Genomic DNA, 24,767 nt, shown 5'->3' with positions numbered 1-24,767 from the left:
TACGTGTTCAGCTTCGCTCGAACGTCTCGTCGAGGGCGTTGTTGATGTCAGCAATCAGATCCTCGGTGTCTTCCAGACCGATGGAGAGCCGCAGATGGCCGTATTTCTGGAAATCCGGCGGATAACGATCGGAGCCGCCGCGCCCACTGCCACCGACATGGACGATCAGGCTCTCGTCATGACCAAGGGAGACGGCGGACGTGATGACCCTGAGATGTGCGACGAACCGGTTCTGCGCATCAGGATCGCCATCGACGGCAAAAGCCATTACCGCGCCATAGCCCTTGCCAGCGAACTGACCCTTCGCAAGAGCGTGCTGGTCATGGCTGTCGAGACCGGGATAGGTGACATAGGCGACGCGCTTGTCGGCTGCGAGGGACCGGGCGACGATCTCTGCGGATGAAAACTGCTGCTTCAGGCGCAGCGGCAAAGTCACAGAGCCGCGCATGATCAGCCAGGCGTTGGACGGGGAAATCGTGCCGCCGCGATCGACGAGCGCGTCTGCCTTGATGTGATGGATAAGCGGCTTCGAGCCGATGACGACCCCGCCCATCGCGTCGCCATGACCGTTGATGTATTTCGTCAGCGAGTGGATGACGAGATCTGCACCAACTGCGAGCGGGCGGAAGAACGGGGGAGGGGTGAAGGTCGAGTCCACCGACAGGAGCGCGCCCGCTTGTTTTGCGATTGAGGCCAGCGTCGCGATATCGGCAACCTTGGTCGTTGGATTGGCGATGGTCTCTGTATGGATCAGCTTGGTGTTCGGGCGCACGGCGGCTCGGACGGCATCCATGTTGCCCATATCAACGAAGGTGGCTTCGATATTGTAACGCTGCGGCAAAAGCTCTGAAAACAGTCGCCAAACGGCCTCATAGGTGACGTCACCGACAATTACGTGGTCGCCACTCTTCAAAAACGTAAAGAACACGACATGAAGCGCCGCGACGCCCGTTGCGAAGACGGCTGCATCCTCGCCGCCCTCTATGGCCGCGAGCTTGCGCTGCAGGCCGATCTGATTGTGGCCGGAATTGCGCGTATAGGAGGGGCTCTCGGTGTCCGACCAGTCCATTGTAGAAGGGTCGTAAGGAAGTTCGTACGAATTCGCCATCACGATCGGTGTGGGAATCGCGCCCGATGTCTTGTCGATTTCGTTGCCGCCGTGCACCGACAGCGTATTGAAGGAGAGCGTCGATAGATCGTGTTTGTCTGGTCTCGACATAATTAACCTCTTTGTTGAAGTGAGTGGTTGGGCAGTGCCTCAGCGCCTGACCGGGATGGCGTTTTCCAGTTTCTGGAACCCTTGCGTGATCAGGAAAGTCAGGCTGACGTAAAAGACGGTAACGAGGAGGAGGGGCTCGTAGACGAGGAGCGTATCCTGGCGGATTTTGTAGGCAGCACCGTAGAGATCCATCACGGTCACCGAAAATACGATCGGTGTCGCCTTGAGTTGCAGGACGACCTCGCCGGCAAATGTTCAGGTCAGACGGTGGGATCGACCCAGTCGGAAGCAAAGGCGGTGCTACGAGGCTACCAGGCAGAAAGAGCATTGACCGACGCCGAGAAAGACGCTCTATCAGGTTTCGTACTGGCGTCCGCAGCTAGGTATTACGCTGGCAACGGCGACGAGAATCTATTGGCAGAGTTCTCCATGGCAGCATACAGTTCGATATCGCCCGACATGTTCCAATAGACCTTAACCCGACAGCTTCATGAAATCTCTTGATCGCATCGATGAGCAACTGCTGACGGAACTGAAGGCCAACTCCCGGATTTCGCATGCGGAGCTATCCTCGAAGATAAACCTGTCGCGGAACGCTGTCAGGGTGCGGATCGAGCGCCTGGAGCGAGACGGCTATATCAAAGGATACACAATCATCACTGGCGATGGGGACGCCAGCCATAACCGCACTACCGCTCTGATGTTTGTATACCGCCACGACCGGATGCGCGGCGGCGAAGTGCTTCACGCTCTGAGAAAGATACCCGAGGTGGTCGCGTGTGACGTCATGACGGGAGATTTCGACCTTCTGGTGCGCGTTGAGGCTGAAAAGGCGGACCGAATTCGGCAGATTTGGCAACAAATCGCGGAAATGCCGGGAGTACGTGATACCTTGACAGCATTCGCGCTCTCTTCCGTCATCCGGAAGTAAGAGTGGCGGACGTTCCATCCGTATAACCAGGCGTACCCAATCCGAACCGCCTGCAGTTCAACGCCAGATCGGCCATTTGTCACAGCCTCCGGCACCTCCCTCTCCCGCCATTGCACGCGCTTGAAGCTTCGGCGCGTGCCGGTATCGGGTACATCTGTGCAATGGCAATTACGACTTTTGCTGCGGCAATGGAGGAATTCCGAAAAGCTCGTGATTTTGCCGCTCTTCTCGACCGTCTCACCCACCGTTGTCATATCCTGGAAACTGGAAATGACAGCTTCCGCTTCAAAGCCAGCTCGGCCGCCGCAGCCCAGAAGAAAGGAGAAAAAGCCAATCTCTTGACCAAACCCTGATCAGAAAACCATACTTAGAGGTGGCTCACTTCTCGGTGAAAAAACCGGGGATGCGGATAAAAAGTTGGACTGCTTTATAAGTTAAGGCCGAGGCTCTTGCGATATTCGACCGGGCTGAGTGATCCCAGCGATATCTTGATACGCTTCTCATTGTACCAGCGGATGTAAGCGTCTACCTCGGCAACGAACTGTTCGATTGTGATGGCCTTCCAATCTCGTGGATAAAAGAGTTCCGTTTTCAATCGGCCGAAGAAGCCTTCGCATGCGGCGTTATCTTGTGAGCAGCCCTTTCGGGACATCGAGCGAACCAGTTTCGCTTCGCTGATCCGCGTTAGCCAGCCTGGCCAGCGATAATGGGCTCCGCGATCGGAATGGACGATTGGCCGTTCCTCGGCGTCGGTCACGGTCTCAATAGCTGCATCCAGCATAGTATTGACCAGCCCCGCATCTGGTTGCGTTCCAATCGACCAACTGATGACCATTCCGTCGAAGCAATCGATGATGGGCGAGAGATACACCTTCCCGGCCGGGATATGGAACTCGGTGATGTCTGTCAGCCATTTCTCGTTCGGCGCTTTCGCATGGAAGTCGCGATTGATCAGGTTCTCGGGTGCCGGACTTATTTCTCCCAAGTATGATCCGAAACGCCGTCGGCGCGGTCTGGCCACGATCAAGTGCTCCTGCTTCATCAAGCGCTGGACAACCTTTTCCGAGATGATCACGCTCTTCCGGGCCAGTGACGCCTGTAGTCTGCGGTAGCCGTAACAACGACGGTTCGCTTCAAAGATTTCCGCAAGGCTGTGCCGGACGGCGGCATACTTGTCTGCCAGACACATGCGCGTGCGATGATAAAAGTAGGAGCTTCGCGCAATTTGCAGCTGGGCGAGCAGTTCTGGCAAGCGATAGGTGTCTTTAAGGGCGTCAACCAGCTGTGTCTTTTCCCGATTACTCAGGATCTGCAGATCGACGCCCAGTTCTTTTTTTAGGAGTTCATTGGCCTTCTTCAGGAGGTCATGCTCGAGTTGCAACTGGCGAACATCACGTTGGAGGGCTTCAAGCTGTCGCTCGAGTTCCTCGCGTTCCGGCGTCTGCGGGGTGGTTTTGCGGCGTTTCATGGAGGAAGGAGCCTCATGACCGAGTAGCTGGTCTTTCCAGTTGTACAACGTCGGCCTGCAGACGCCCAGCCGGTCAGCCACCTGTTGGGCGCTTTCATCTCCACTACATAGTCCGATGACACCAGCTTGCTTCACCGCTGCGGGATAGGCAGGGCGCCACGATCGACCGACCATCGATGTTCGCGTCTCTGGAAAGGCCTCCCGTACCCATGCGGTCAGAGTTCCTCGACCAGGATAGCCGAGCGCCCTCATCGTCGCAGAGATGCAACGATCATGGGTGCGGTAATGCTCAAGCGCCGCCTGCTTCTGACTCTCGGAATACTTTGGCGCTCGAGCTACCGGCTGAATACGCAGGTCGAGATGCTGTATGTACTCGCGGTACCAACCCCTCAGCGCATTCTTTGTGGGATAACCCAACTGGCGAATGGTCCCGTTAAGTCGCTTGCCAAGCCTGATATAAAGCTCAACGGCTCGACGTCTGTCTGCGTAGGAATACATGAACTACCTCCTGGTGGTCCAAGTTTTCGTCCGCACCCCCACCGGCTCAGTTCCGCGTGGAACGTATGGCCCGCCCTGCTTGCAAGTGTTTTTTTGATCCCTGCCAGTCTGCTTCAACGTATTCGGTCTCACGGGCATGCCGTGGCCAAGATGGATATCCGCACGTCCAGAGCCACGATAACCAACACGGTTTCAAAGAACCATTTCCACGCCTGGGCTATCTGAACGCCGATCAACTGTCAGGCCATCTCCATTCCACTCGCAAACATCGTAGGCTGCGCTCCCGGCAGCCAGTGACTCAGATTGCCGCTACGCCATAGGCCCGTTCATAGGGCTGCCCCTTGCGCAACACCGCCCAGGCGATACGCGCGAGCTTGTTTGCCAGGGCCACGATCACGACATTGCGGTGGACGCCTCGGGACAACATCGTCTGGAGCCATTGCCCGACTGGCGTGTCACTTTGACTGAGCGTGTGCATTGCCGCTCGAGCGCCGTGGACCAGCAAAGTTCGCAGATAGGTGTTGCCGCGCTTTGTTATCCCAAGCAGACGTGCCTTGCCTCCGGTGGTGAACTGTCGCGGCACAAGCCCCAACCATGCTCCGAGGTCTCGGGCATGCTTAAAACTACCGGCGTCACCAATTGCTGCAACGAGTGCCGTAGCGTTGAGCACGCCGATGCCGGGAATCGATGTCAGGCGGCGCATCGCGCTGTTCTGCCTGGCGAGTGCTACGAACTCAGCGTTCAATGCCTCGATCTTCTTGTCAAGCATTCGCCATTCGTCCCGCAATTCGATGACCAGGCTGCGGATGCGCGGTGACAGGATCTCATCAGCTTCGGCAAGGAGACCGTCCAGAGCGCTCTCGAACTTCACGCGGCCCGCGGCGAATATGACACCTCTCTCAAGAAGAACCGCACGGAGCTGATTGATCAAGGTCGTTCGCTCCGCAACCAGCCGGGATCGAACCCGATGCAACGTCTGGATATCCAACTGCTCCTGGCTCTTCAGTTCGACAAACCGCATCGTCGGTCGAGATGCCGCCTCGGCAATGCCCTCGGCATCTCTGTCATCATTCTTCTGCGCCTTTACATATGGGCGGACGTATTCCGGCGACATCAGCCTGATCTCATGGCCTCTCGCGGCAAAGAGCCGGCCAAGATGGTGTGCACCACAGCAGGCCTCCATCGCGATAACGCAGGCTGGCAACTTCTCAACGAATTCAATCAATGTGTGTCGCCGCATCGTCCGGCGGACAACTACAGCGCCGCGGTCATCTACCCCAACAACGCTGCAGCTGTTCTTCCCGATGTCGATGCCCAAGATAGAAATCTGCATGGCTCTGCTCCTTTCCCTTCAAGAAAAGGACATCATACTCGATGTCCTCGGAAGGGCGGGCCATCCCATAACCAACACCCGTGCAAGCCGCAACCCCAAGAGCGTCGGCGACGAGCGCCAGGCATTCGCGGGTGAAGTCGTCAACGACAGCCAGGACCAGAAAGCGACGACCATCCGTGAAAGCGTCGCTGACGACGTCGAGGCTACAGCGGGACGCGACGGCCAAAGGTCCTCTCGTTCCAAAGGCACGCTTGCGACCGCCCCTTTTGCGCGCGGTCAGCTTTTCTTCCCGGTAGAGATGCCGGGAGCTTCTTCAGGTTCATGACGATCCCCTTCCGACCCAGCATGACGTGTATGCGCCGATAACCGAAACGACGGCGCTCGGACGCCACGTCCTCATAGCTCGCCATGAGGAGTGTTCCTCTGTGGGTGTTTATTTACCCCTTGTGGCTTGACGATTCTGCTCTGGTCATTGTTTGAAGACCCAGTTGCGCCGCAGGGCTCATACCGGCGACGCTACGCGGACCTCGCGAAACGACTACTTGCCTGACGGCGAGAAGTAAGCCAGTTGACCTCAGGTCGTTGATCTGTGCATGATCAGCGTGGTGTAAGAACGTGGTAATCGCGGTTGGTCAAGGGTCCATGAATCTAAGGCAGATCCGATATTTCTTGCAAATAGCCGAACTTGGCAATTTCACCCGGGCTTCTGAAATACTTGGCATTGCTCAGCCGGCGCTTTCCAGACAGATCAGGCTTTTGGAGGAAGATCTAGGAGAGGCGCTTTTCATCCGCTCGGGTCAAGGTGTCGCACTCACGGCTGCGGGAAAAGCTTTGAGGGAAAAAGCCACGGCGCTTGTCTACCAGTTTGATAAGCTTCGCGACGAAATAACGGACCAGTCATCACCCCGGGGGCACCTGACCGTCGGACTCCCGCCCGCAATAGCTCACTTGCTGAGCATCGACCTCATAGACAGCTATTGCCGCGAATACCGGGATGTTCACCTCCACATCCGCGAGGGAATAAGCCTCGACCTAATTGCAGGGATTCAGCAGAGCAAGATTGATTGCGCAGTCGTTGTTTCCGATGGAAACCACGCTCTATGTTCAGAGCCTCTCTTCAGAGAGACGTTATTTTTGGTTGCTCCTTCATCTGACAAGTACGATATCACGCGCTTCCTCTCACTCAAAGATGTTGCAGGAAAACCGCTGGTTCTGACTAACCGGATGAACAATTTTCGAGTGGCTGTCGAGGACGCGTTTGGTCGTGAAGATATTCCGATGCACGTGCTGGCGGACAGCAATTCGACGAGCATGATCTCAGGTTTGGTTGCGAAGGGTACTGCTTATAGTATCCTGCCATATTGCGCCATTTATCCCGCGCTCAAACAAGGATTGATTTCCGCAAGCCCAATAGAAGGACTGTATGTCGATTGGGCTCTAGTCCGCCCTACGCAGACTGAGCTAACGACGCCCGCGAGGCTATTTCGAGACATGCTGATGAGACTGCTACGCGACAAAATCCAGGGCGACAACTGGTTAGGGGCGGTTATAACCGCCCATCCAACATGACTTCCGCAATTCAGCCACCAAGATAAAGCTGGCTGATTAGTGCGCTGTCTTGAAGTTCAACGGCCGAGTCAGCGGAAAACGCCACCTTGCCGTGCACGAGAACGTAGCCCCTGTCAGCAACACGCAGAGCTTCTTGAAAGTTTTGCTCGGCCATCAAAACTGTCAGACCGAACTCATCTTTGAGTTCGCGAATTTTAGAAATAGCTTGCGACACCATGATGGGTGCAAGTCCGACCGAGGGCTCGTCAACGAGAAGTATTTTTGGGGAAGACATAATCGCACGTGCCAGGGCAAGCATCTGTTGCTGGCCACCCGACATTGAACCAGAGAGCTGCCGACGTCTTTCCTTGAGAAAGGGAAAGGCCCCATAGCAAAAGTCGAGATTTTTCAATATATCGCGCCTGGCAGCTTTCCTATATGCCCCGAGAAGCAGGTTTTCTTCAACAGATAGCTGTGGGAAAAGGCGCCGCCCCTCAGGCACAATGCTGATGCCAAGTTCCACAACTTCGTGCGTCCGGAGTTTAGTCAGGTCGACTACTCGCCCGTCTATTTCAAGAGTGATCGATCCATGCGTCGGCCGGACGTCGCCAATCAGGCACTTCATCAACGTACTCTTGCCGTTTCCGTTTGTCCCCAATAGAGCTACGGTCTCGCCGCTCCGAACTTCCATCGACAAACCGTGCAGAACCTGCACAGCACCGTAGCCGGCGTAAAGATCACGCACCGTAATCTTAGCTTCCAAGATAGGCCCTCCGTACTTCGGGATTTGCCATAACATCTACAGGGGCACCATCACTGATGATGCGACCCGCTGTAAGACAGACAATCCGCTGCGAGAAACGCATCACGGCTTGCAGAATATGTTCCACCATGATGATTGTGATACCAGAGGCATTTAGCTCCATCAGTATATCCAGGATCTCATGGACCTCCTTAGTAGCGAGGCCAGCCATCGCCTCGTCGCATATAAGCAGCCTCGGCCGGGCCGCAACCGCCCGCGCAAGCTCGAGTTTTCTCAGCTCGACTTGAGAGAGTTGGCCTGCCGGAGCGTTGGTGCGGTCCGACAGCCTCATACGATGAAGTAACTCGCTAGCCTCCGCATGTACCGCGTTCCGGTTGCTCCCATCGACGAGACCGTGAACGATGTACTCGAGAGGAACCATCAGATTCTCGATGACAGACATCGAATGGAATGGCCGCGGTATTTGGAAGGTACGCGCAATACCCTTCTTGGCTCTTTTATAGGCAGCAAGTGCCGAAATGTCCCTGTTTTCGAAAGCGATCGCGCCCTGGTCGATCTGTACAACGCCGGAGATGCAGTTGATCAGTGTTGTCTTGCCAGATCCATTGGGACCGATCAGCCCTAGCCGTTCGCCTTTTGCAACGTTCAGGTTGACGTCAGACAGTGCGGTAAAGCCACCGAACCGCTTCGTAAGAGTCTCGACTCTCAGGAGAGTTGTCATGCCCTCTCGCTCCCTCTCGCAAGTTTGACTTCTTTTCTTCCTGAGCCAACCATCTTACGCGCCCACTGGATCAGTCCTACTAGACCATCAGGGGCCACGATCACGAAAATGACCATCAGTAATCCCACGACAAGCAGATGAAGCTCGGGACTGGCTGAGGCGGCGAGTTGCTGGGTGCTAGCTATCAAAATGGCTCCCAGTACAGGTCCCCACCAACGTGACATGCCCCCGACGACAGCCATCGAAAGCGCCATAACGGAGTAGTTCAAGCTGAAAGTCGAATGGGGTTCGATGAAACTGGTATAGAGAGGGAAGGGGGCGCCGGCAGCCGCCATGAGCGCGCCCGAGAGCGCGCAGGCTAAGAGTTTTAACCGTAGGGTCGGAACTCCGGAACATTCGGCTGCCGATTCAGCATCCCTCAGTGCGTGAAGACCCCGTCCCACCCAGGATTTCTCGATATAGCGAGCGACGATGATTGCAACCACGGTCAGTATCGTCATCACGAAAAACAAGAGCCGCGTATAGGTTTCGAAGCCGAGCGGAACCTCTGGACGAATGACTTGCATCCCTGACGCACCCCCGACGAAGCGCCAATTGAGAATGAATGTCTCGATGACGATAGCCGCTGCTATCGTGGCAATTGAAAAAAATATGCCCTTCAGCCGAAGAGTTAGGAGTCCGGCTCCTATTCCAAGCAACGCGCCGACGATTGCAGCGGCGGCGATCTGTACGAAGAGCGGTGCACCGAATGCCTTCATAGCAACCAGCGCGGTGTAGGCACCGAGCCCAAAGAAAGCCCCTGTACCGAAATTCACATAACCTGCGTAGCCCCCCAGGATATTCCACGCGGTTGCCAGTACTACATACTGTAGTACGACATAAGCGACGTAGAAGTAGTATTCGTTGAGACCAACTTTTGGCAAAACAAATGCGAGGATCGGAAGCGCCAAAGCGAAGGCCCAAAATGAAGTGGAGTTGTTTCTCATCGTCCAAAAAGTCCTTGAGGGCGCAGGCCCAACACGAGCAGCAGTAATCCGAACGCGACCGCGGGTGCCCAGGAAGCTCCAAAAGCAGTGAGAACGAGCGACTCTATAACCCCCAGCATTATGCCCGCGATTAGGGTACCGCTCATGCTTCCAAGTCCGGCCAAAACAACCACGCAAAAGGTCCTGCCTATGTAAACCCTGTCGAGACTTGGTTCGACTGGGCTCACGATTATGAGCAGCGCGCCTCCTATCGCGGTTGCGGCGGTGGCAAGACCAAACGCCCATTGCTTGGTCATAACGGGGTTGGCACCTATTACTTTGAGAGCCCACGGATCCTGCGCAACCGCCCGAATGGCACGCCCCTGGAAGGTCCTTGAAAGATAGAGATTCAAAATCACAACAAGGCCAATCGCTACAAGTAATGCAACAATCAAACGCCACGGGATTCTCATTTCCCCCAGCCCTAAACTGCTGCCGATATAAGACGCGCCCACGCTGCGTTGGTCGAGGCCAAATACTAACGAAAGTATAACTTGCACGATGAAGGCAACCCCAAAGAAGAACGCGATGCCACGCACGCCTGCATCAGTACCGCGTTTCTCGAACGCTTCGTAGTAGAAGCGGTAGACGACAGCTCCAAGCGCGAAGAACGGTATCAGTATGATCAGGCCCGCCAGAAGCGGATCTATACCGTAAGATCCAAGGAGGAACGTCATATAGGCAGCAAGCACAAGAAACGACGCATGCGCTATATGCGGAACGTCCAGAAGTCCGAACGCGATCGAAAGACCAATGCTGACCGCGGCATAGAAGCAGCCAACAAACACACCGAAGATCAATCCCTCGAGCAGAAGATCTATTGACATTTTTCATCCCTCCTAATTCAGACGAAGCTCAATTGCGTTGTGCTTCGCTAAGTGGCGAAATGAGGTCACCAGTGCGGAAGCGGTCTGGATCTACGACGACCTGCTTTCCTTCCTGGCGGAATTGCTCGGCATCTCCGTCCTTGATTGTCCTGAATTGGATCATTACCACGCGCGGCTCCGCCCATTCGCCGTCGGCACTCCAGCGAATGGGGCCGACAATGGTCTGGACCTCGTTAGAACGGAGATATTTGGCGAGTTCGACGCTATCCACGCTGCCAGTTGCCTTTACTGCCTGTTCCAGGATCTGGCCTGCGGCATAGGAAAATGGAGCTACATAAAAACCCAGTGTATCAACGTTCTCGGCCTTTGCTCTCTCGGTATAGCGATCCAAGAACTCACGAACGCCAGGAAACGCCATTGTTTTTTCCGGGACGTAGGTGTGATAGTTGACGATGCCGTTTAGCTGAGAACCTAAAGTGTTCATCACTGCTTCGTATTGAAGCCCGACCATTCCACCGCCGAACAGTTTGACGGACGAACCAATGCCAATTTCACCAACTGCGCGGATGATCGCCGTTGAATCCGCAGGATAAGATGCAACAAAGACCATATCGGGGGCAGCAGCCCTGATCGCGCGTATCATCGCGGAAAAATCGACCGTTGTCGGGGGATAGGTTTGTTCATATACAGTCTCAAAGCCGGACTTTGTAGCGAGCGTCTTGGCACCTGCCAGAATATTCTGGGAAAATTCTTGATCAGCCGCTAGAAATGCGACCTTTTTTACGCCCACCTTTTGGCCAAGTTTGAAGTAGCCGCCCACCCAACTATCCGCGTCGCTCCACGGTGAGTTGTTGAACCACATATCATGATGAGTTTTTGAGTTGATTTGAAATCCGATTTGACCAATCAGAAGACGCTGACGTTCCTTCATCATTGGCATTACCGCTGCCGCCGGTACTGTTCCGTAGGGTGCTATCAAAAGATCGACTTGATCTAGATCGATGAGCTTTGAGAATATGCCTGGACTTTGGGCAGGACTTCCCTGGTCGTCGTAGGTAATAAGCTCAACCTTTCGTCCAAGAAGACCACCTCTCGAGTTGATGTCTTCCACCCACATTTGCAGCGCGAGTCGCGATTGGCGCCCCCCACCGGCAAGCGGACCCGACAACGCCATGCTCGTTCCTACCTTGATGGGATTATCCTGCGCCCATATTGGTTGGGCAATAGTGGCTAATCCCAGGCCAAGCAGCATCGTGCGAAGAACACTTCGCTTCGTAAAATTGGACATATTTTCCTCCCGTTATGTCAGTTCAATTCTCTGTATTCAGCTGGTCGAGCGCCTCCAGCACCCTTTCCGGTGTCATGGGCATGTGGCGGAGACGCACGCCGACAGCGTCGAAAATCGCGTTGGCGATCGCTGGGGCCGTCGGCGATGTTGTTGCTTCTGAAAAGCCTTTCGCTTGATAGGGGCCGTCAAATTGGGGTATCTCGACGATGTGGGTAGAAACGTGCTCGTTTGAAGGTGCGTCCTTTGCCGTCAAAAACCGATAGGATGAGAAATCGCCATTCAGGATACTTCCCTCGCTGATCTGCAACTCCTCCGAGATTGCCTGACCGAGCCCCATGGAAATTGCGGCATGCATTTGCCCTTCACATGACATTGGGTTAATCGCTTTGCCGAGATCATTCGCAATAGCGATTTTCTCAAGCTTGACCTGGCCCGTTTCTATGTTGACTGCCACCTCCACCGCCTGTGCCGCCCTGGTACAGAAGGAAAATATCTTACGCAGACCGTCATTGGCGGCATGCCCAGTTTCAGGGTCGATCTTGCTCGACGGGACCGTGAAGGTCGCCTTGCCTAACAATTCGCCTCCGGCAGGAAGAAACGAACCCGTGAAAAAGACGGTACGGAAGAGGTCTCGGACCCGCATCAAACGTGCGGGGTTGTCTCTCACGAAGACATTCATGTCGGCCAGTTCGAGCTCTTCCGGGGTTGCCTGCATGAGCTCCGAAGCCATCTTTATCACTTGTCTTTTGACATCTTCGCACGCCATTAAGACGGCATTGCCGGCAGCGAAGGTAAGGCGGCTTGATCCCGTTAGCTGATCGTACGGAGTCACCCAAGTGTCGACCTCCGCAGTCCTCACCCGCTCCGGCGTCACCTTGAAGAACTCCGCTGCAATCTGGATGAGAGTCGTTGAGCTCCCTTGACCGATATTGCCGGCGCTGTGGCGAATTTCCACAGTTTCGTCGTTATGAATCTTCACGATGGCGGAGGAGGCTGAGGGCGCGACGCTGTCCTTGTTCGCAAATGCGATACCTCTCCCGCGTCGCCAGGGGCCGTCAACCCGTTCAAGAGGCCCATGGCGCTCCAGACCGGACTTTATTTCATCGAGCAATTCCGCGCCCGCCACGGAATGTTGTATCTCGCCTGCCGCGTTGATCTCGTTCTCGTGGAGGACGTTTCTCCGTCGGATTTCGTAGGGGTCCATGCCGATTGCATGAGCCAACTCGTCAATGTGGGATTCAAGCGCGAAATGGATCTGAGTGTTGCCAAAGCCTCGATACGCCACACCCGGAGGATTGTTTGTGTAGACGACATAATTGTCGAGCTTGAAGTGCGGAAAGCGATAAGAACCGAGCGGGCCGTAACTTGCCTGGCGTGTCACGAGGAAACCGTGTTGCGCGTAGGCTCCTCCATTGACTAGGACGAACATCTCGCACGCAGTGATAACTCCGTCTTTCCGGACGCCAGACTTGATGCGCATTTCAAACGGATGTTGAACTCCAGCCCAGCAAAGCGATTCCTCGCGAGTGTAGACGATTTTGATTGGGCGATAACCTGCGGCGCGCGAAAGCACTGCGCACAAGCCCTCAGCCTTCATCTCAATCTTTCCGCCGAAGCCGCCGCCGACATACTTCGGAATGATGACGCGAATGCGCGAGTGAGGGACGTCAAGGGCCTCACTGATTTGATTGAGCAGGGGATAGGCGGCCTGGGAGGAAGACCATACTGTAATGTTGTCATCCGCACCCCAATGAGAAATGCAGTTGTGTCGCTCCATTGTCGCATGAGCCATCATCGCGTTTGAGTATGTCTTCTCGATGATCGCGTCCGCTTCCTCGAAGCCTTTTGAGACTTCGCCAGTGCGGATACGGTAATAGCCGAATGCGTTAGGGTGCTTCGCGTCGTACTGAACGGGACCAATAGGAACCCGCCGATAATTTGCCTGGTTTTCGTGAATCAGCGTCTTGGGATTAGCCCCAAACGCCTCCCAAGGATCGAAAATTGCAGGCAAATCCTCATAGTCGACCTCAATGAGGTCGCACGCCATTTCTGCAATGGCCTCGCTATCAGCAGCGACGGCTGCCACTGGTTCTCCGATATAGCGAACTTTATCTCTGGCAAGCAGGGGTTCGTCATAGCAGCCGAAGCCGAACAGCGTCTGAGGGCAGTCCTTGTCGACGACCACCGCATGCACACCCGGCAGGGCCTGAGCTCGGCTGATATCCACGTTTAGAATTTTGGCATGTGGCCGAGTGCTCCGCTTGACCTTCGCCCAAAGCATTCGCGGAAACTCGATGTCAATTGCATACTTACCGAATCCCGTGACCTTTCCGGGACCCTCTTCGCGTATAACGTTCTTGCCAACAACGCTGAATTCTTCGGTCGGATTATTCATGAGCGTTGCTCCGCATCTCGCTTGCTGCTGCCAGAACGGCTTCGATGATCTTAACGTACCCGGTACAACGACAGAAATTACCTCTGAGCGCGTCACGGACCTCGGCTTCACTGGGGTTCGGATTTGCTGCCAGGAGAGCGTTCGCGGTAACGATCAGGCCCGGTGAACAGAACCCGCACTGAACAGCACCATGCTCCAAGAATTTCCGTTGAAGCGGGTGCAACTTCTCGCCATTTGCCATTCCTTCGATCGTTGTAACTGACTTTCCTGCAACTTGAACCGCAAGCGTTAAACAGGATCTGACTAATTCCCCATCTACATCGACTGTGCAGGAACCACAGACGCCCTCGCCACAACCTTCCTTCGTTCCGGTCAGGCCGACCTCCCACCTGAGGAAATCGAGCAGCAGAGTGTTGGGCTCGATCTCCGATGTGTGCCGCCGCCCGTTTATCTGAAGCGCTATATGGCTACGCATTCTTTTTCCTCCCTTACAACTTACTGCACGCGACTTGCCGCCGTTCGCAGGGCGTCGCGCACGTAGACTGCAACGAGCCTGCGACGATATTCGCCGGACGCGTAAACGTCGGTGTCCGGCGAACAGTCTTCTGCTGCGATGGACGAGGCCTGGAGAATCGTGCGATCATCGATCCTGGTTCCGACAAGCGCCTCCTCCGCGCGACCAACGCGGATAGGGGTCTCATCGGCTCCCGCCAGGGCAATGGTCGCCCCCGTACACACCCCATCCCGGACCGACAGAATTGCTCCTGCCGCGACTAGCGGGGTTTCCATCGCAGCTCTCCCGGCATGAGCCAGATAGGCCATACCCAGATTGCCCTTGCGCCGAGGTATACGGATCTCACGAACCAGCTCCGTCGCATCCAGCGATGTTGTCATATGCCCGACGAAGAACTCGCTGATGGGCACGACGCGCTCACCGGTGGTGCCAACCACAACAAGGATTGCGTCGAGCGCGAGCAAGGCTGCTGACGGGTCACTCGCCGTGTGACCCACGCAGATGTTGCCGACGATGGTTGCTGTATTTCTGACCGCTGTCGTTGCAATTCGCGAGATGGCCTCGAACAATAGAGGAAATTCGGTCCGAACAATCTCCGAACGCAAGACGTCGGTCTGGGTCGCAGTAGCGCCGATACGCAGGACGTCCGGTTCTTCTTCAACATAACGCAGCCCGGGTATCGCTTTCACGTCCACTAGAAGCTCAGGGGCCATGATCCGGAATTTCATAACGCGCAATACGGATTGCCCCCCCGCTATCAATTTCGATGTGTCGGGTTTGGACTGCAGTGCTGCGCAGGCCTCTTCGATACTTTTAGGAGCGAGGTAGTCAAAAACGGGTAGCGCCATGGTAATACCTCCCTATGCGACTTCTGCGATGCGTTTCACCTTCGTCTTTAGGTGCATGTCATACCAAGCAATGGTTTCAGCGATCACTTTCTCGAAGACATCCGGGTTTACGAACTGATACACATCATAGTGGTCCGCGTTCGGTATAGTGATAAGCTTCTTCGGTTCTTGGGCCTTTGCGTACAGCGCATAGCACTCGTCAATTGGAACGAGCCCGTCGCATTCGGTGTGCATAAAGAGGATGGGGCGAGGAGCTACCGCTTGAACGAAATCCTCAGGCCGCCAGCGGATCGTAGCTTCAGCGTTTTCAAGAGGGTAGCCCTGCGTGTAGGTTTCGGCGGCCTTCACCTTCTCCTGGATAACTTGCCGTGAGTGGGGGTCTCCGGGCATCAGCTCGGTGACGTCAACCCGGCGTGACTCGCCGGTGAGCACTCTCTGGCGACGATCCTCCGCGAGAACGTCCTGGAACTTCAACCATTCCCAATGTTTACGCAAGCTTTTCATCCAACGCTCGCCATTGCCAACAGGGACCACGGAGACAACGCACTGAACGCGATCATCGGTCGCGGTCGCCGCGATGACATTTCCTCCGCCAAATGATGTGCCATAGAGCGCGATACGGTCGGTATCCACAGAGGGCAACGTCGATACGAACGTTATCGCATTGCGAATGTCTTCGACTTGCTCAGGAGGTATCAGCCGAGCACGCACACCGTCGCTCTTTCCAAAGCCTCGGTGGTCAAATGCGAAAGCGACGTAGCCGTGAAGGGCCAGGCGTTCCGGGACGGGAAGGAGATATACATCCTTCATTCCGGTGTACCCGTGGCAGCACACTACCGTAGCGCGCTTCTCCCCTGGTTTCAGGTCGTCGGGCTCGTAGAGGAGACCTTTGAGCTTTAAACCCTCGCTGAAGAAAGTCAGTTCCGTTATTTTTGGCATTTCACATTACCTTTCGATTCAGAGTTTTGACTGGGTCGAAGATCTCGTTATTGGGATTCAGCGGTGCGGGGATTAGGTTGCAGACGGTTGGTCAGGCTTTCAAAGAAGCGGTCTGCAATTTTTTTGCTTGTGCTGGTAATCAATCGCTGCCCAAGCTGAGCAATCTTGCCGTTGATATTGGCTTCAGCTTCATAAGACAGAAGCGTACCCCCCTCGTCGTCCGGGACCAGTTTTAGCGCGGCGCCACCTTTTGCGAAGCCTGCTATTCCACCATCACCCTCACCAGAAATTCGATAGGAGTTCGGCGGGTCCAAGTCCTCCAGCCGGACCTTTCCCCGAAAGCGAGTCTTCAGAGGACCAAGTTCCAGTCGCACGACTGCTGCGAATATACCGTCGGAGCGCACTTCCAGCTCTTCGCACCCTGGGATACATTCACGCAGGACGTCTGGATCGTTCAGCGCCGCGTAGACGACTTCCCGGCTTACGGGTAACGAATACTGTCCGGATAGTAAGACCGCCATTAGAATTCCTCCCTAGATGCTTTCTGTAGGCAAATGCTAGCGCACTAATCTAGTCTTTGGCTCTGCGATCACTCTACGCCAAAACTAAGCTGCCTTCGGCAGCGGACCTCTTCGCGCGGCTTGGGCCGCTTCGATGGCTAGAAACTGAGCAGTCAACATTATCGTTAAAGCTGACACCTGGCGGTAGCGACGTTATCGATTGCAACGGGCACCTCAAACATAGAAAGCTTGGGCGGAGCACCATAGCGTTCGGTCAAGGCTTCACGCCAGGTTGCGTCGAAAAACGATTCTGCTGTTGCACGGGTCGACCAGAGGTAGAAGGCGCCGCCCTGAGTGTCTCCATCGAAAAGATAATATTTGCTTAGAAGCTCGCTGACGTCTCGGAATCGAGGTGCTGAGAGCTCATATGCTTCCCTCATCTGGTCCAAAGTCGTCCCACTAGGAACAGGAAATAAAACCAACGCCGCTATCAAGAATCCCTCCCATTATTTGCTCGCGAACTAAGTCGAGCCCTCCGTCGATTGCGTCCATCGACAATTCTTAGGCTAGTTGAAGTTCTCCGCCGCTTCCAATATCATTTTCCGAATGTGCGATAACAAGCCGCTATAGGGAGGTGATCTCCTTGCGTTCTCTAATACCCTGCACCTCTCATCGACGCTCGTAGAGAGAATCTACTCTACCGTTGCCTGTATGCGGGCAGAAGCTCTACCGTAATCGAAGCGGAAAGCGCTAAATGAATGGGCCTGGTTTGCCAGAGAATTACCGGTTCACCTGGTGTTCCGCGGAGGCAGATGTTCGATGAGCGGCGATGTGAAACCGCCGATGAATTCAGGGGAGAAAATGCCTCCCGGCTTTGTGGCGAGGATAATGATCTTCATGTTCATAGCGAGTAGAGGGAAATGTGCAGCGGTTGACGTTTCGCGTTTCCTGTTCAGAGTGCGCAGGTGACTGGCCGACACGCTCCTTTTCAGCAGGGCTGAGTCGAGCATGGTGGGACCCCGATGCGGCCGGACCGCGGTTATGCCCACGAATCGCAGTGGGAGGAAATCCGAATCGCGTCCGGAACCGGATAGCAAATTTGCTTTGCGACGCAAAACCCGAGCTCGCGGCGATGGATGAAATCGGTAGCCTAGATGATTGCAGGAGGCTCATCGCATGAATCATTCTGACGTCAGTAACGAGCTCACGAAGCTTGATGCTCTCATCGTGCAATCGACGACGCAAAGTCGCCTCGCTAAGGCCCAACAGAGAACAGATCTCCGCTCCAGACCAGCCATGGTCCGGCCGCTCGGCTACGAGCGTGCGAATGCGCGCCGCATAGCTTTGGGCCTGAGCCAGTGGGAAGCAGAGGCCGCTCGATCGCATCCAGGCAAGCAGCTCGGTTACACGATGCTCGACGATAGCGTCCGGCAATTCGTCCTCGTTGCCGAGCGCCGTAATAGCCGCCTCGAAAGCGTCGGACAAACCCTTGCTCATGCGTCCGAGAAGGCGCGCGGGCGCGACGGGATCGCTGCCCTTTACGACACCGAACGTGGCAATGAGCTTGCTGTCGACGGTCAGCCACCGCGCTTCATAATCTCCGTCCTCAGAAGGGGCATTCTCGAAGTCGAAGATATGGCCTTGCGCAATGGCGATCGCTTCGCCCGGATCAACAACGAAACGATGACCCGGGCATTGAATGACCTTGCGGCCCCGATGGACGACGACGATCATAGGAAGCGCGGTGGTGATCGAGGTAAACCCCAGGCGCGTGGCTTGGGTGACGTGGCCGGTCGCGCCGATACCAGTCCGTGCCGCGATCATCTGCCGAGCTTTGTTATCCATGAGAGGCACTGTCCTTCTTAAGCTTAGCGGCCGCCTTTGGCGACGACACTTGCCTCGGCGAGCTTGCTCATATTGGAGACGAAACCGGTCAGTGCACCCGTTGCATTGTCTGGTACCTGCAGCTTGTCAACTTTGAGCGCCTTGACCGCGATCCGATACTCATGAGTTTCGCCGGCTGGCGGGCAAGAACCAAGAAAGCCTGCCTGGGTTGCATCGTTGTTAACCATCCGGGCGCCTTTGGGAAGCTTGGATGCGTCGGAACCGACGCCTGCCGCAAGCGAGGTCACGTCCGCTGGAATATCGACAACCACCCAGTGCCAGAACCCCGAGCCGCTCGGAGCATCCTTGTCGTAGATCGTCACGACAAAGCTTTTAGTCCCCTTCGGTGCGTCCGACCAGCTGATTGCCGGTGAAATATTTTCACCGCTGCAGCCAAAGACATTTGCGAACTGTGCCTGCTTGACCTTGCCATCGGCAAATTCTGGGCTTTCGGCCTTAAAATCTGCAGCCTGCGTAAAGCCTGCCGCGAATAAGGCCGCCCCAGCGATCCAACCAAATTTCATAACGAATGATATCCTTTCTCCGGATGTGATGAAAGGACCCTACGAACTCGACAGTTCGGCTTATATGCCTGCTCTGGTCAACGTTAGTCCCGAACCGATCATTCAGTACTGCGTGCCGGCGGTGTTCATCAACTTTGGAAGGCGGACACGAGATACAGTAATGCGGTACTGTTTCAAAGAGCGGAGATTCGAGCCTGCGGCTTTGTAACGAAGCGCGTTGGAAGTGTTTGCTAGTCTAAGCCGCACTGTTTTTGCATCAGCCGAGGGAAAGGCCAGAGAATTCTCGATCTTGGGGGCCACGAATGCGTTCAGCGATTGGCGTCTGAGCACTCGTTCGTGAATTGGACGTTTAGAATCCGCAGGCGGCGGAAGCACACGAGCAAAGAGTTCGTGCGACGTTGGGTTTGGACAGCAACGCCGTCGTCGATGCCGCATCCGGTGCTGGCCTTACACCGACACGGCTGAGCCGCATCTAGGGACCGGAACACTGTCGTGCCGAACTCGCCGTAGGACCGGCCAACCTTTTCTGTAATGTTTCCACCACGGAAACCTAAGATACCTAAGGTTCGGGCTTTTGCCCACTTTTTCGCGTAGACACCCGATCCTCATCGCTGTTCCCCCAATTTTTCCGCTTTTATAGGTTCTCCGGACACCAAGCAGGAACACCGCCGGCGACCGTCGGCGGTACTCGTGTTTGGTTGTTTTAGGAGAGACTTGTCCGAGCTTCGGATCCTTCGGATCCTATGGAAACGAGCTGCGACATCCCCGAGAACCGCTGCATCATTTTGGTTATTCTGCCGCCGTTCCGTAAGGAATATATCGCCTCCCGTATCGGCGCACGCGGAGGTTCGCCTGCTCGGCGTGACCGACAAAACCTTCGAGGATGCAAAGCCGGGAGCAGTATGCCCCAATCTCTGCTGCGGCCTCGTCCGTCACGACCTTTTGATAGGAATGGGTCTTCAGGAACTTGCCGACCCACAGTCCGCCAGTGTAGCGGCCGGCCTTTTTCGTGGGCAAGGTGTGGTTCGTGCCAATGACCTTGTCGCCGTTTGCCACGTTGGTTCGTGGTCCAAGGAATAGAGCTCCGTACGAGTGCATGTTTTCCAGAAACCAATCGTCCCTGTCGGTCATCACCTGCACATGCTCCGAAGCGATGTCGTTTGCGACCTGGAGCATTTCGTCGTAGGTGTCACAGACGATGATTTCGCCATAGTCGGCCCAGCTCTTGGAGGCTGTGTCTGCAGTGGGTAGAATCGCCAGGATGCGGTCAATTTCGACCAGTGTCTCTTCAGCGAGCGTTTTAGAATTAGTGAGCAGCACGGCTGGCGAGTTGTACCCGTGCTCGGCCTGTCCAAGAAGGTCGGTGGCGCAGATTTCCGCATCGACAGTCTCGTCTGCAATGACCATTGTTTCCGTCGGGCCTGCAAAGAGGTCGATACCTACGCGACCGTAAAGTTGCCGTTTCGCTTCGGCGACGAAAGCATTGCCTGGACCGACCAGCATATGGACCGGTTGGATTGTTTCGGTGCCAATGGCCATGGCACCGATGGCCTGAACCCCGCCCAGGACATAGATTTCGTGCGCTCCACCGAGATGCATCGCTGCGATGACAGCTGGGTTCGGAGCGCCCTTAAAAGCTGGGGTCGCTGCGATGATGCGGGGGACCTTAGCAACGGAGGCCGTCGCCACTGACATGTGCGCCGATGCGACCATCGGAAACTTGCCGCCAGGAATGTAGCATCCGACGGACTGAACAGGGACGTTCTTATGACCGAGAATGACGCCGGGCAATGTCTCGACTTCAATGTCGAGCATCGAGTCGCGCTGCGCCTGCGCAAAATTGCGCACCTGGGTCTGAGCAAACTTGATGTCTTCCATGTCCCTTTTGGAGACCTGGTTCATCAATGCTTCGATCTCACCGGCTGAGAGTTTGAATGATTGCGGAGTGTATCTGTCGAATTTTTCAGAAAGTTCGCGGACGGCTTCATCACCACGCGTTTCGATATCCTTGAGAATAGTTTCAACGATCGTTTTGACCTTTTGGTCGTCCTCCGAACGTTCCGCTTCGGGCTTTCCGTGTTTGATGTGGATGATTGTCATGGCCTTCTCCCTTTCTAAAGGAACGATATGCTGCTAAATTCCCAGTGCAAGTTTTCAATAGCATATTGAAAAAGTTTCAGGAGCTGACAGCAATGAAGCCAACCGCGAAGCAGGTTGCACACGCAGTAGGGGTTTCGATTGCAGCCGTATCACGCGCCTTCACGCCGGGAGCGCCGATCGACCAGGAAAAAAGAAAGAGGATATTGGCGGCGGCGGAGCAGATTGGATACATCAGTCCAGCGAGGCGAACAGCGAAAGTTGTGTCGGCTGGGACAGTAACACTGGTCGCCGGAAGCCTTCACAATCCGTTCTATCCGCTGGTCGTCGACACGCTTGCCCGGCACCTGCAGGAGAGTGATCGACGGTTGCTTGTCTATGCGTTGCCGGCAGATAGCAATGTCGACACGATTACCGAACAGATCCTAGCCGCACGACCTTCGGCGATCATCATAACATCGGCATACCTGACCTCGAACATGGCGCGCGCATGCCGACAGCATCAAATCAAAGTAGTTCTGCTCAATCGCATTCAGCGGGATATTCGCGTCAATGCCGTTTCATGTGACAATTACCAGGGCGGCAGAGATGCTGGGAGGCTTTTGCTGGACCGGGGATTTCAGCGGATTGGGCTGATTGGAGGAATATCCAACACTTCAACGCACACCGAGCGCATTCGCGGTTTTCGGGACGTGCTCACAGAAGCTGGAAAGACCATTCATATTCAGGCATCGGGCGAGTATAACTATGAAGTTGCGAAAACGGCTGCCGTGAAAATTCTGTCAGCATCCGATAGTCCGAACGCAATCTTCTGCTGCAATGACATTATGGCGCTTGGAACGATCGATGCGGCTAGAGAACGAGGGCTTCGCATCCCCGACGATCTTGCCGTCATTGGTTTTGACGATATTCCGATGGCCAGTTGGAGCTCATATCGCTTGACAACGATCCGGCAGCCGGTGGAGCGAATGGTGCAAGAGGCGGTCAATCTGATTGATGACCCGAACGTCAAGGCAGGTGACGATGGTTCAACGCGAATGCTCTCGGGAAATTTGATTATCCGCCACAGCGTATGAACCGAGGACGGTATACTCATGTAAAAACACAGACCTTGGTTTTGAGGTATGCATGAACCCTCAAGAGAGTGATGGGCGATTTGGAACGTGGCCCCGCTAAGCTTTAGCGCCGAGGCACGCGATTGCTTCCAGACCGGGCCTCTGTGTGCTGCCGGTGCGCGACGACTGGAAATGAGGACGAGCGCGTTACCTTATCTCGCGTCGAGAGATCGATGGCTTGGGTTCAGGTCTGATATCCTCGACCGCATCATGAACACAGTATGCAGATCCGAGCTGCGCCAGACAGTCCCTAATCACAGACAGCACATGTTGAAGATGGTATTTCAATTTGTTTGTCATGTCATGTCTCCTTGGAGCAAGAAATAAGTAAGTAATCCGACTAGCTGAACAATCCAACTTTGCTGGGAGTTGAGAGATCCGCCGAGTTCGCGACGATTGAAAGCACTTCGGCTAAGACGGATACTGCAAGTGCTCGTGGATCACGGGAAGATGGGATCAAGCCGATAGGACCCCGGACGCGCTGGAGCTCGCTTTGGTGCACGCCTGCCTCCTCAAGCCGCTTCAGGCGGGATCGTTGCGTTGCTCGGCTTCCCTGCGCACCGATGTAAAAAGCTGGGGTCGCGAGCATTCGCCTGATGATCTCTGGCTCATAGTCGTGATCATGATAAAACAGCACAGCAGCAGTTCGAGAATCTACCTCGACGTCATTGAGCTGCGACAGATGCGATAGTTCGCGCGACGTATTACCAGAAGCTCGCGTGCAGGCCACTGTAGTCGCGTCATGCGAGATGAGAGTTTGTCCGTAACCCAGGCCTTCTACCAGGCCTGCGAAAATGGATGCTTCCGGGCCTGCGCCGAAGGTTACAAACCGAAGTGGCGGCTCGAAGCCAAGGGAAAAGCTATCAAAATTCCGTGCGGTCTTCTTGTAGATGCCAAGGCTTAGGCGGCCCTCACGTCCGATAACCAAGCTCACTGGCTGGCGCAGTTTCCTAACTTTAGTGAGCTGCTCAAGGATGTTGCGATCTTGCAAACGAAAAAGCATCACATCGATGCCACCACCACAGGGAAGCTGGATGTCCTTGAAAGGCGATCCTTCGCCATAACGGAGGACGCGGACGCCACTTGTCGCCCGAATGTCGTCGGCGTTTAAAATCAGATCTGCTTCAATGCATCCTGACGTAATTGCGCCGGCGTATCTACGGTCAGGCAGAATCGCCATCGCTGCGCCGGGAAGACGATAGGCTGGCCCGACCGTCTCAATTAACACTGCCATGACAGCATCTTCGTCGGCCGAAACTGCGAAATCCCATGGGTCCGCTATGGCGGGATGTGCCCCGGAGAGTAAGACTGGTGCTTGCCATTCGCACTGCATTTGTAACTCCTCCCAAATAAAGCCGGACGACCGAGACCTGGTCTGACATTAGAAAAGACCGAGAATCCCCTTCCTTCCAAGAAAACTTATTTATCAAGCGAAAATTAATCTGCTGCTTTGTCAAGCGAAACAAGAATCAGCATCGGAAGACATGTCTAACCATCAAGCGGTCGTACCACCTTAGAGGCTGGCCGAACGGCGAGTCTCCTGTCTTGGTGAACGTTTCCCCTAGTCGGCAGTCCATCCGCCATCGACGAGGACGGCAGTTCCGGTGACTAATGCCGCCGCGTCCGTTGAAAGATAGAGAACTGCGCCGACCACATCCTCAGGCGTACCTAACCGGCCAAGCTTAATCTTCGAAACGATCGCGTCGCGTACCACAGGATCGTCAAGAAACGGCTTCGTCATAGGCGTTTGGATGAATGTCGGACCTACCGTGTTGACGCGTATGCCCGCTGGGCCTAACTCGACCGCAAGGGCTTTCGTGAAGCCCTCCAAAGCCCACTTCGATGCGCAATAGATCGTTCTGTTGGCGGCCCCGACGTGACCCATCTGTGACGACATGTTGATGATGGACCCACGGAGATTCGCTGATGTCATGCGACAACTGACCGCCTGAGCTGCGAAAATTGCCGCGCGAAGGTTGAGCCCTATGACCGCATCGAAATCGTCCAGTGTCACTTCGGAGAGGGGCTTAGGACGGTTCATGCCAGCGTTGTTGACGAAAACGTCGAACGGCTGCAACTCGTCGATCTTCTGCCTGAAGTCTTCAACGTCGCTGACATCCGCAACGAGTGTCAGGGCTTTTAATCCCCTCGCTCGTATTTCGGCGGCACCTTCCTCAATCTCACTTTCGGTGCGCGCGCAGAGTGTTACTTCTGCGCCCGCAGCCGCCAAACCCTGCGCGATTGACCGCCCTAAGCCACGACCGGCCCCGGTGACCAAGGCCCGCCGACCTGAGAGTGAGAACCTTTCAAGAATGTCGAAACCGGACATC

Annotated in this window: 21 protein-coding genes and 3 pseudogenes; 4 read left to right on the top strand and 20 right to left on the bottom strand. The window is 55.2% G+C overall.

Annotated elements, in window-relative coordinates:
* Positions 1-7: 7 nt before the first annotated feature.
* Both RHEC894_RS23855 and RHEC894_RS23850 read right to left on the bottom strand, forming a co-directional pair.
* Positions 8-1,219, bottom strand: coding sequence for an aminotransferase class I/II-fold pyridoxal phosphate-dependent enzyme (locus RHEC894_RS23855; protein ID WP_183610237.1), 1,212 nt, complete (start codon positions 1,217-1,219; stop codon positions 8-10).
* Positions 1,220-1,258: 39 nt separating this feature from the next.
* Positions 1,259-1,468: pseudogene (locus RHEC894_RS23850) on the bottom strand (nickel permease); the annotation flags it as partial.
* Between the two features lie 241 nt (positions 1,469-1,709).
* On the opposite strand from RHEC894_RS23850, the gene RHEC894_RS23840 reads away from it, so the two are divergent.
* Both RHEC894_RS23840 and RHEC894_RS32610 read left to right on the top strand, forming a co-directional pair.
* Positions 1,710-2,150: an Lrp/AsnC family transcriptional regulator gene (locus RHEC894_RS23840; RefSeq protein WP_010067288.1), complete on the top strand. Its 441-nt coding sequence runs from the start codon at positions 1,710-1,712 to the stop codon at positions 2,148-2,150.
* Between the two features lie 221 nt (positions 2,151-2,371).
* A pseudogene (locus tag RHEC894_RS32610) lies at positions 2,372-2,503 on the top strand (ATP-binding protein); the annotation flags it as partial.
* 74 nt (positions 2,504-2,577) lie between these two features.
* On the opposite strand, the gene RHEC894_RS23830 reads toward RHEC894_RS32610, so the two are convergent.
* The 3 genes and pseudogenes from RHEC894_RS23830 to RHEC894_RS33500 form a co-directional block, all read right to left on the bottom strand.
* Positions 2,578-4,116, bottom strand: a complete 1,539-nt coding sequence (locus tag RHEC894_RS23830; protein WP_085739467.1) for an IS3 family transposase — start codon at positions 4,114-4,116, stop codon at positions 2,578-2,580.
* Between the two features lie 298 nt (positions 4,117-4,414).
* The gene (locus RHEC894_RS23825; RefSeq protein ID WP_085739466.1) at positions 4,415-5,449 is read right to left on the bottom strand and encodes an IS110 family transposase; all 1,035 of its coding nucleotides are present in this window, start codon (positions 5,447-5,449) and stop codon (positions 4,415-4,417) included.
* A gap of 103 nt (positions 5,450-5,552) precedes the next feature.
* A pseudogene (locus RHEC894_RS33500) lies at positions 5,553-5,847 on the bottom strand (IS3 family transposase); the annotation flags it as partial.
* Positions 5,848-6,091: 244 nt separating this feature from the next.
* Here RHEC894_RS33500 and RHEC894_RS23815 point away from each other — a divergent pair.
* On the top strand, positions 6,092-7,018 hold the full coding sequence (locus RHEC894_RS23815; RefSeq protein WP_085739464.1) for a LysR family transcriptional regulator: 927 nt from the start codon (positions 6,092-6,094) through the stop codon (positions 7,016-7,018).
* A gap of 10 nt (positions 7,019-7,028) precedes the next feature.
* On the opposite strand, the gene RHEC894_RS23810 is transcribed toward RHEC894_RS23815, so the two are convergent.
* The 13 genes from RHEC894_RS23810 to hisD all read right to left on the bottom strand — a co-directional run bounded on the left by RHEC894_RS23810 (position 7,029) and on the right by hisD (position 21,325).
* Positions 7,029-7,760, bottom strand: a complete 732-nt coding sequence (locus RHEC894_RS23810; RefSeq protein ID WP_245339538.1) for an ABC transporter ATP-binding protein — start codon at positions 7,758-7,760, stop codon at positions 7,029-7,031.
* The gene (locus tag RHEC894_RS23805; protein WP_085739462.1) at positions 7,750-8,481 is read right to left on the bottom strand and encodes an ABC transporter ATP-binding protein; all 732 of its coding nucleotides are present in this window, start codon (positions 8,479-8,481) and stop codon (positions 7,750-7,752) included. The genes RHEC894_RS23810 and RHEC894_RS23805 overlap by 11 nt, the downstream gene beginning before the upstream one ends.
* Positions 8,478-9,467: a branched-chain amino acid ABC transporter permease gene (locus RHEC894_RS23800; protein ID WP_085739461.1), complete on the bottom strand. Its 990-nt coding sequence runs from the start codon at positions 9,465-9,467 to the stop codon at positions 8,478-8,480. The genes RHEC894_RS23805 and RHEC894_RS23800 overlap by 4 nt, the downstream gene beginning before the upstream one ends.
* Entirely contained in the window at positions 9,464-10,333 is an 870-nt protein-coding gene (locus tag RHEC894_RS23795; protein WP_085739460.1) for a branched-chain amino acid ABC transporter permease, read from the bottom strand. The genes RHEC894_RS23800 and RHEC894_RS23795 overlap by 4 nt, the downstream gene beginning before the upstream one ends.
* A gap of 28 nt (positions 10,334-10,361) precedes the next feature.
* A complete protein-coding gene (locus tag RHEC894_RS23790) occupies positions 10,362-11,621 on the bottom strand; it encodes an amino acid ABC transporter substrate-binding protein (RefSeq protein WP_085739459.1) in 1,260 nt (419 codons plus the stop codon).
* Between the two features lie 22 nt (positions 11,622-11,643).
* Positions 11,644-14,016, bottom strand: a complete 2,373-nt coding sequence (locus RHEC894_RS23785) for a xanthine dehydrogenase family protein molybdopterin-binding subunit (protein WP_085739458.1) — start codon at positions 14,014-14,016, stop codon at positions 11,644-11,646.
* The gene (locus tag RHEC894_RS23780) at positions 14,009-14,491 is read right to left on the bottom strand and encodes a (2Fe-2S)-binding protein (RefSeq protein WP_085739457.1); all 483 of its coding nucleotides are present in this window, start codon (positions 14,489-14,491) and stop codon (positions 14,009-14,011) included. The genes RHEC894_RS23785 and RHEC894_RS23780 overlap by 8 nt, the downstream gene beginning before the upstream one ends.
* Before the next feature lie 20 nt (positions 14,492-14,511).
* Positions 14,512-15,378 (bottom strand): xanthine dehydrogenase family protein subunit M, encoded by an 867-nt coding sequence (locus RHEC894_RS23775; RefSeq protein ID WP_085739456.1) that lies wholly within the window; start codon positions 15,376-15,378, stop codon positions 14,512-14,514.
* A 12-nt stretch (positions 15,379-15,390) separates the two neighbouring features.
* Positions 15,391-16,317, bottom strand: a complete 927-nt coding sequence (locus tag RHEC894_RS23770; protein ID WP_085739455.1) for an alpha/beta fold hydrolase — start codon at positions 16,315-16,317, stop codon at positions 15,391-15,393.
* Positions 16,318-16,364: 47 nt separating this feature from the next.
* Positions 16,365-16,838: a carbon monoxide dehydrogenase subunit G gene (locus tag RHEC894_RS23765; RefSeq protein ID WP_085739454.1), complete on the bottom strand. Its 474-nt coding sequence runs from the start codon at positions 16,836-16,838 to the stop codon at positions 16,365-16,367.
* 828 nt (positions 16,839-17,666) lie between these two features.
* Complete coding sequence (locus RHEC894_RS23755) at positions 17,667-18,662, bottom strand: AraC family transcriptional regulator (protein WP_085739452.1); 996 nt, start codon at positions 18,660-18,662, stop codon at positions 17,667-17,669.
* Positions 18,663-18,685: 23 nt separating this feature from the next.
* Positions 18,686-19,225 carry a YbhB/YbcL family Raf kinase inhibitor-like protein gene (locus RHEC894_RS23750; protein ID WP_085739451.1) on the bottom strand — a complete coding sequence of 180 codons (540 nt, stop codon included), beginning with the start codon at positions 19,223-19,225 and terminating at the stop codon, positions 18,686-18,688.
* Positions 19,226-20,014: 789 nt separating this feature from the next.
* Entirely contained in the window at positions 20,015-21,325 is a 1,311-nt protein-coding gene (hisD, locus tag RHEC894_RS23745; RefSeq protein WP_085739450.1) for a histidinol dehydrogenase, read from the bottom strand.
* 92 nt (positions 21,326-21,417) lie between these two features.
* Between hisD and RHEC894_RS23740 the strand changes: the two genes are divergently transcribed.
* On the top strand, positions 21,418-22,398 hold the full coding sequence (locus tag RHEC894_RS23740) for a substrate-binding domain-containing protein (protein WP_085739449.1): 981 nt from the start codon (positions 21,418-21,420) through the stop codon (positions 22,396-22,398).
* A 379-nt stretch (positions 22,399-22,777) separates the two neighbouring features.
* Here RHEC894_RS23740 and RHEC894_RS23735 read toward each other — a convergent pair whose 3' ends face one another.
* Complete coding sequence (locus tag RHEC894_RS23735; protein ID WP_085739448.1) at positions 22,778-23,770, bottom strand: XdhC family protein; 993 nt, start codon at positions 23,768-23,770, stop codon at positions 22,778-22,780.
* 228 nt (positions 23,771-23,998) lie between these two features.
* On the bottom strand, positions 23,999-24,766 hold the full coding sequence (locus tag RHEC894_RS23730) for an SDR family NAD(P)-dependent oxidoreductase (protein WP_085739447.1): 768 nt from the start codon (positions 24,764-24,766) through the stop codon (positions 23,999-24,001).
* Between the last annotated feature and the right edge of the window lies 1 nt (position 24,767).

This window comes from Rhizobium sp. CIAT894 (assembly GCF_000172795.2).
GTDB lineage: Bacteria > Pseudomonadota > Alphaproteobacteria > Rhizobiales > Rhizobiaceae > Rhizobium.
This window is presented reverse-complemented; position numbering and strand designations above follow the sequence as displayed.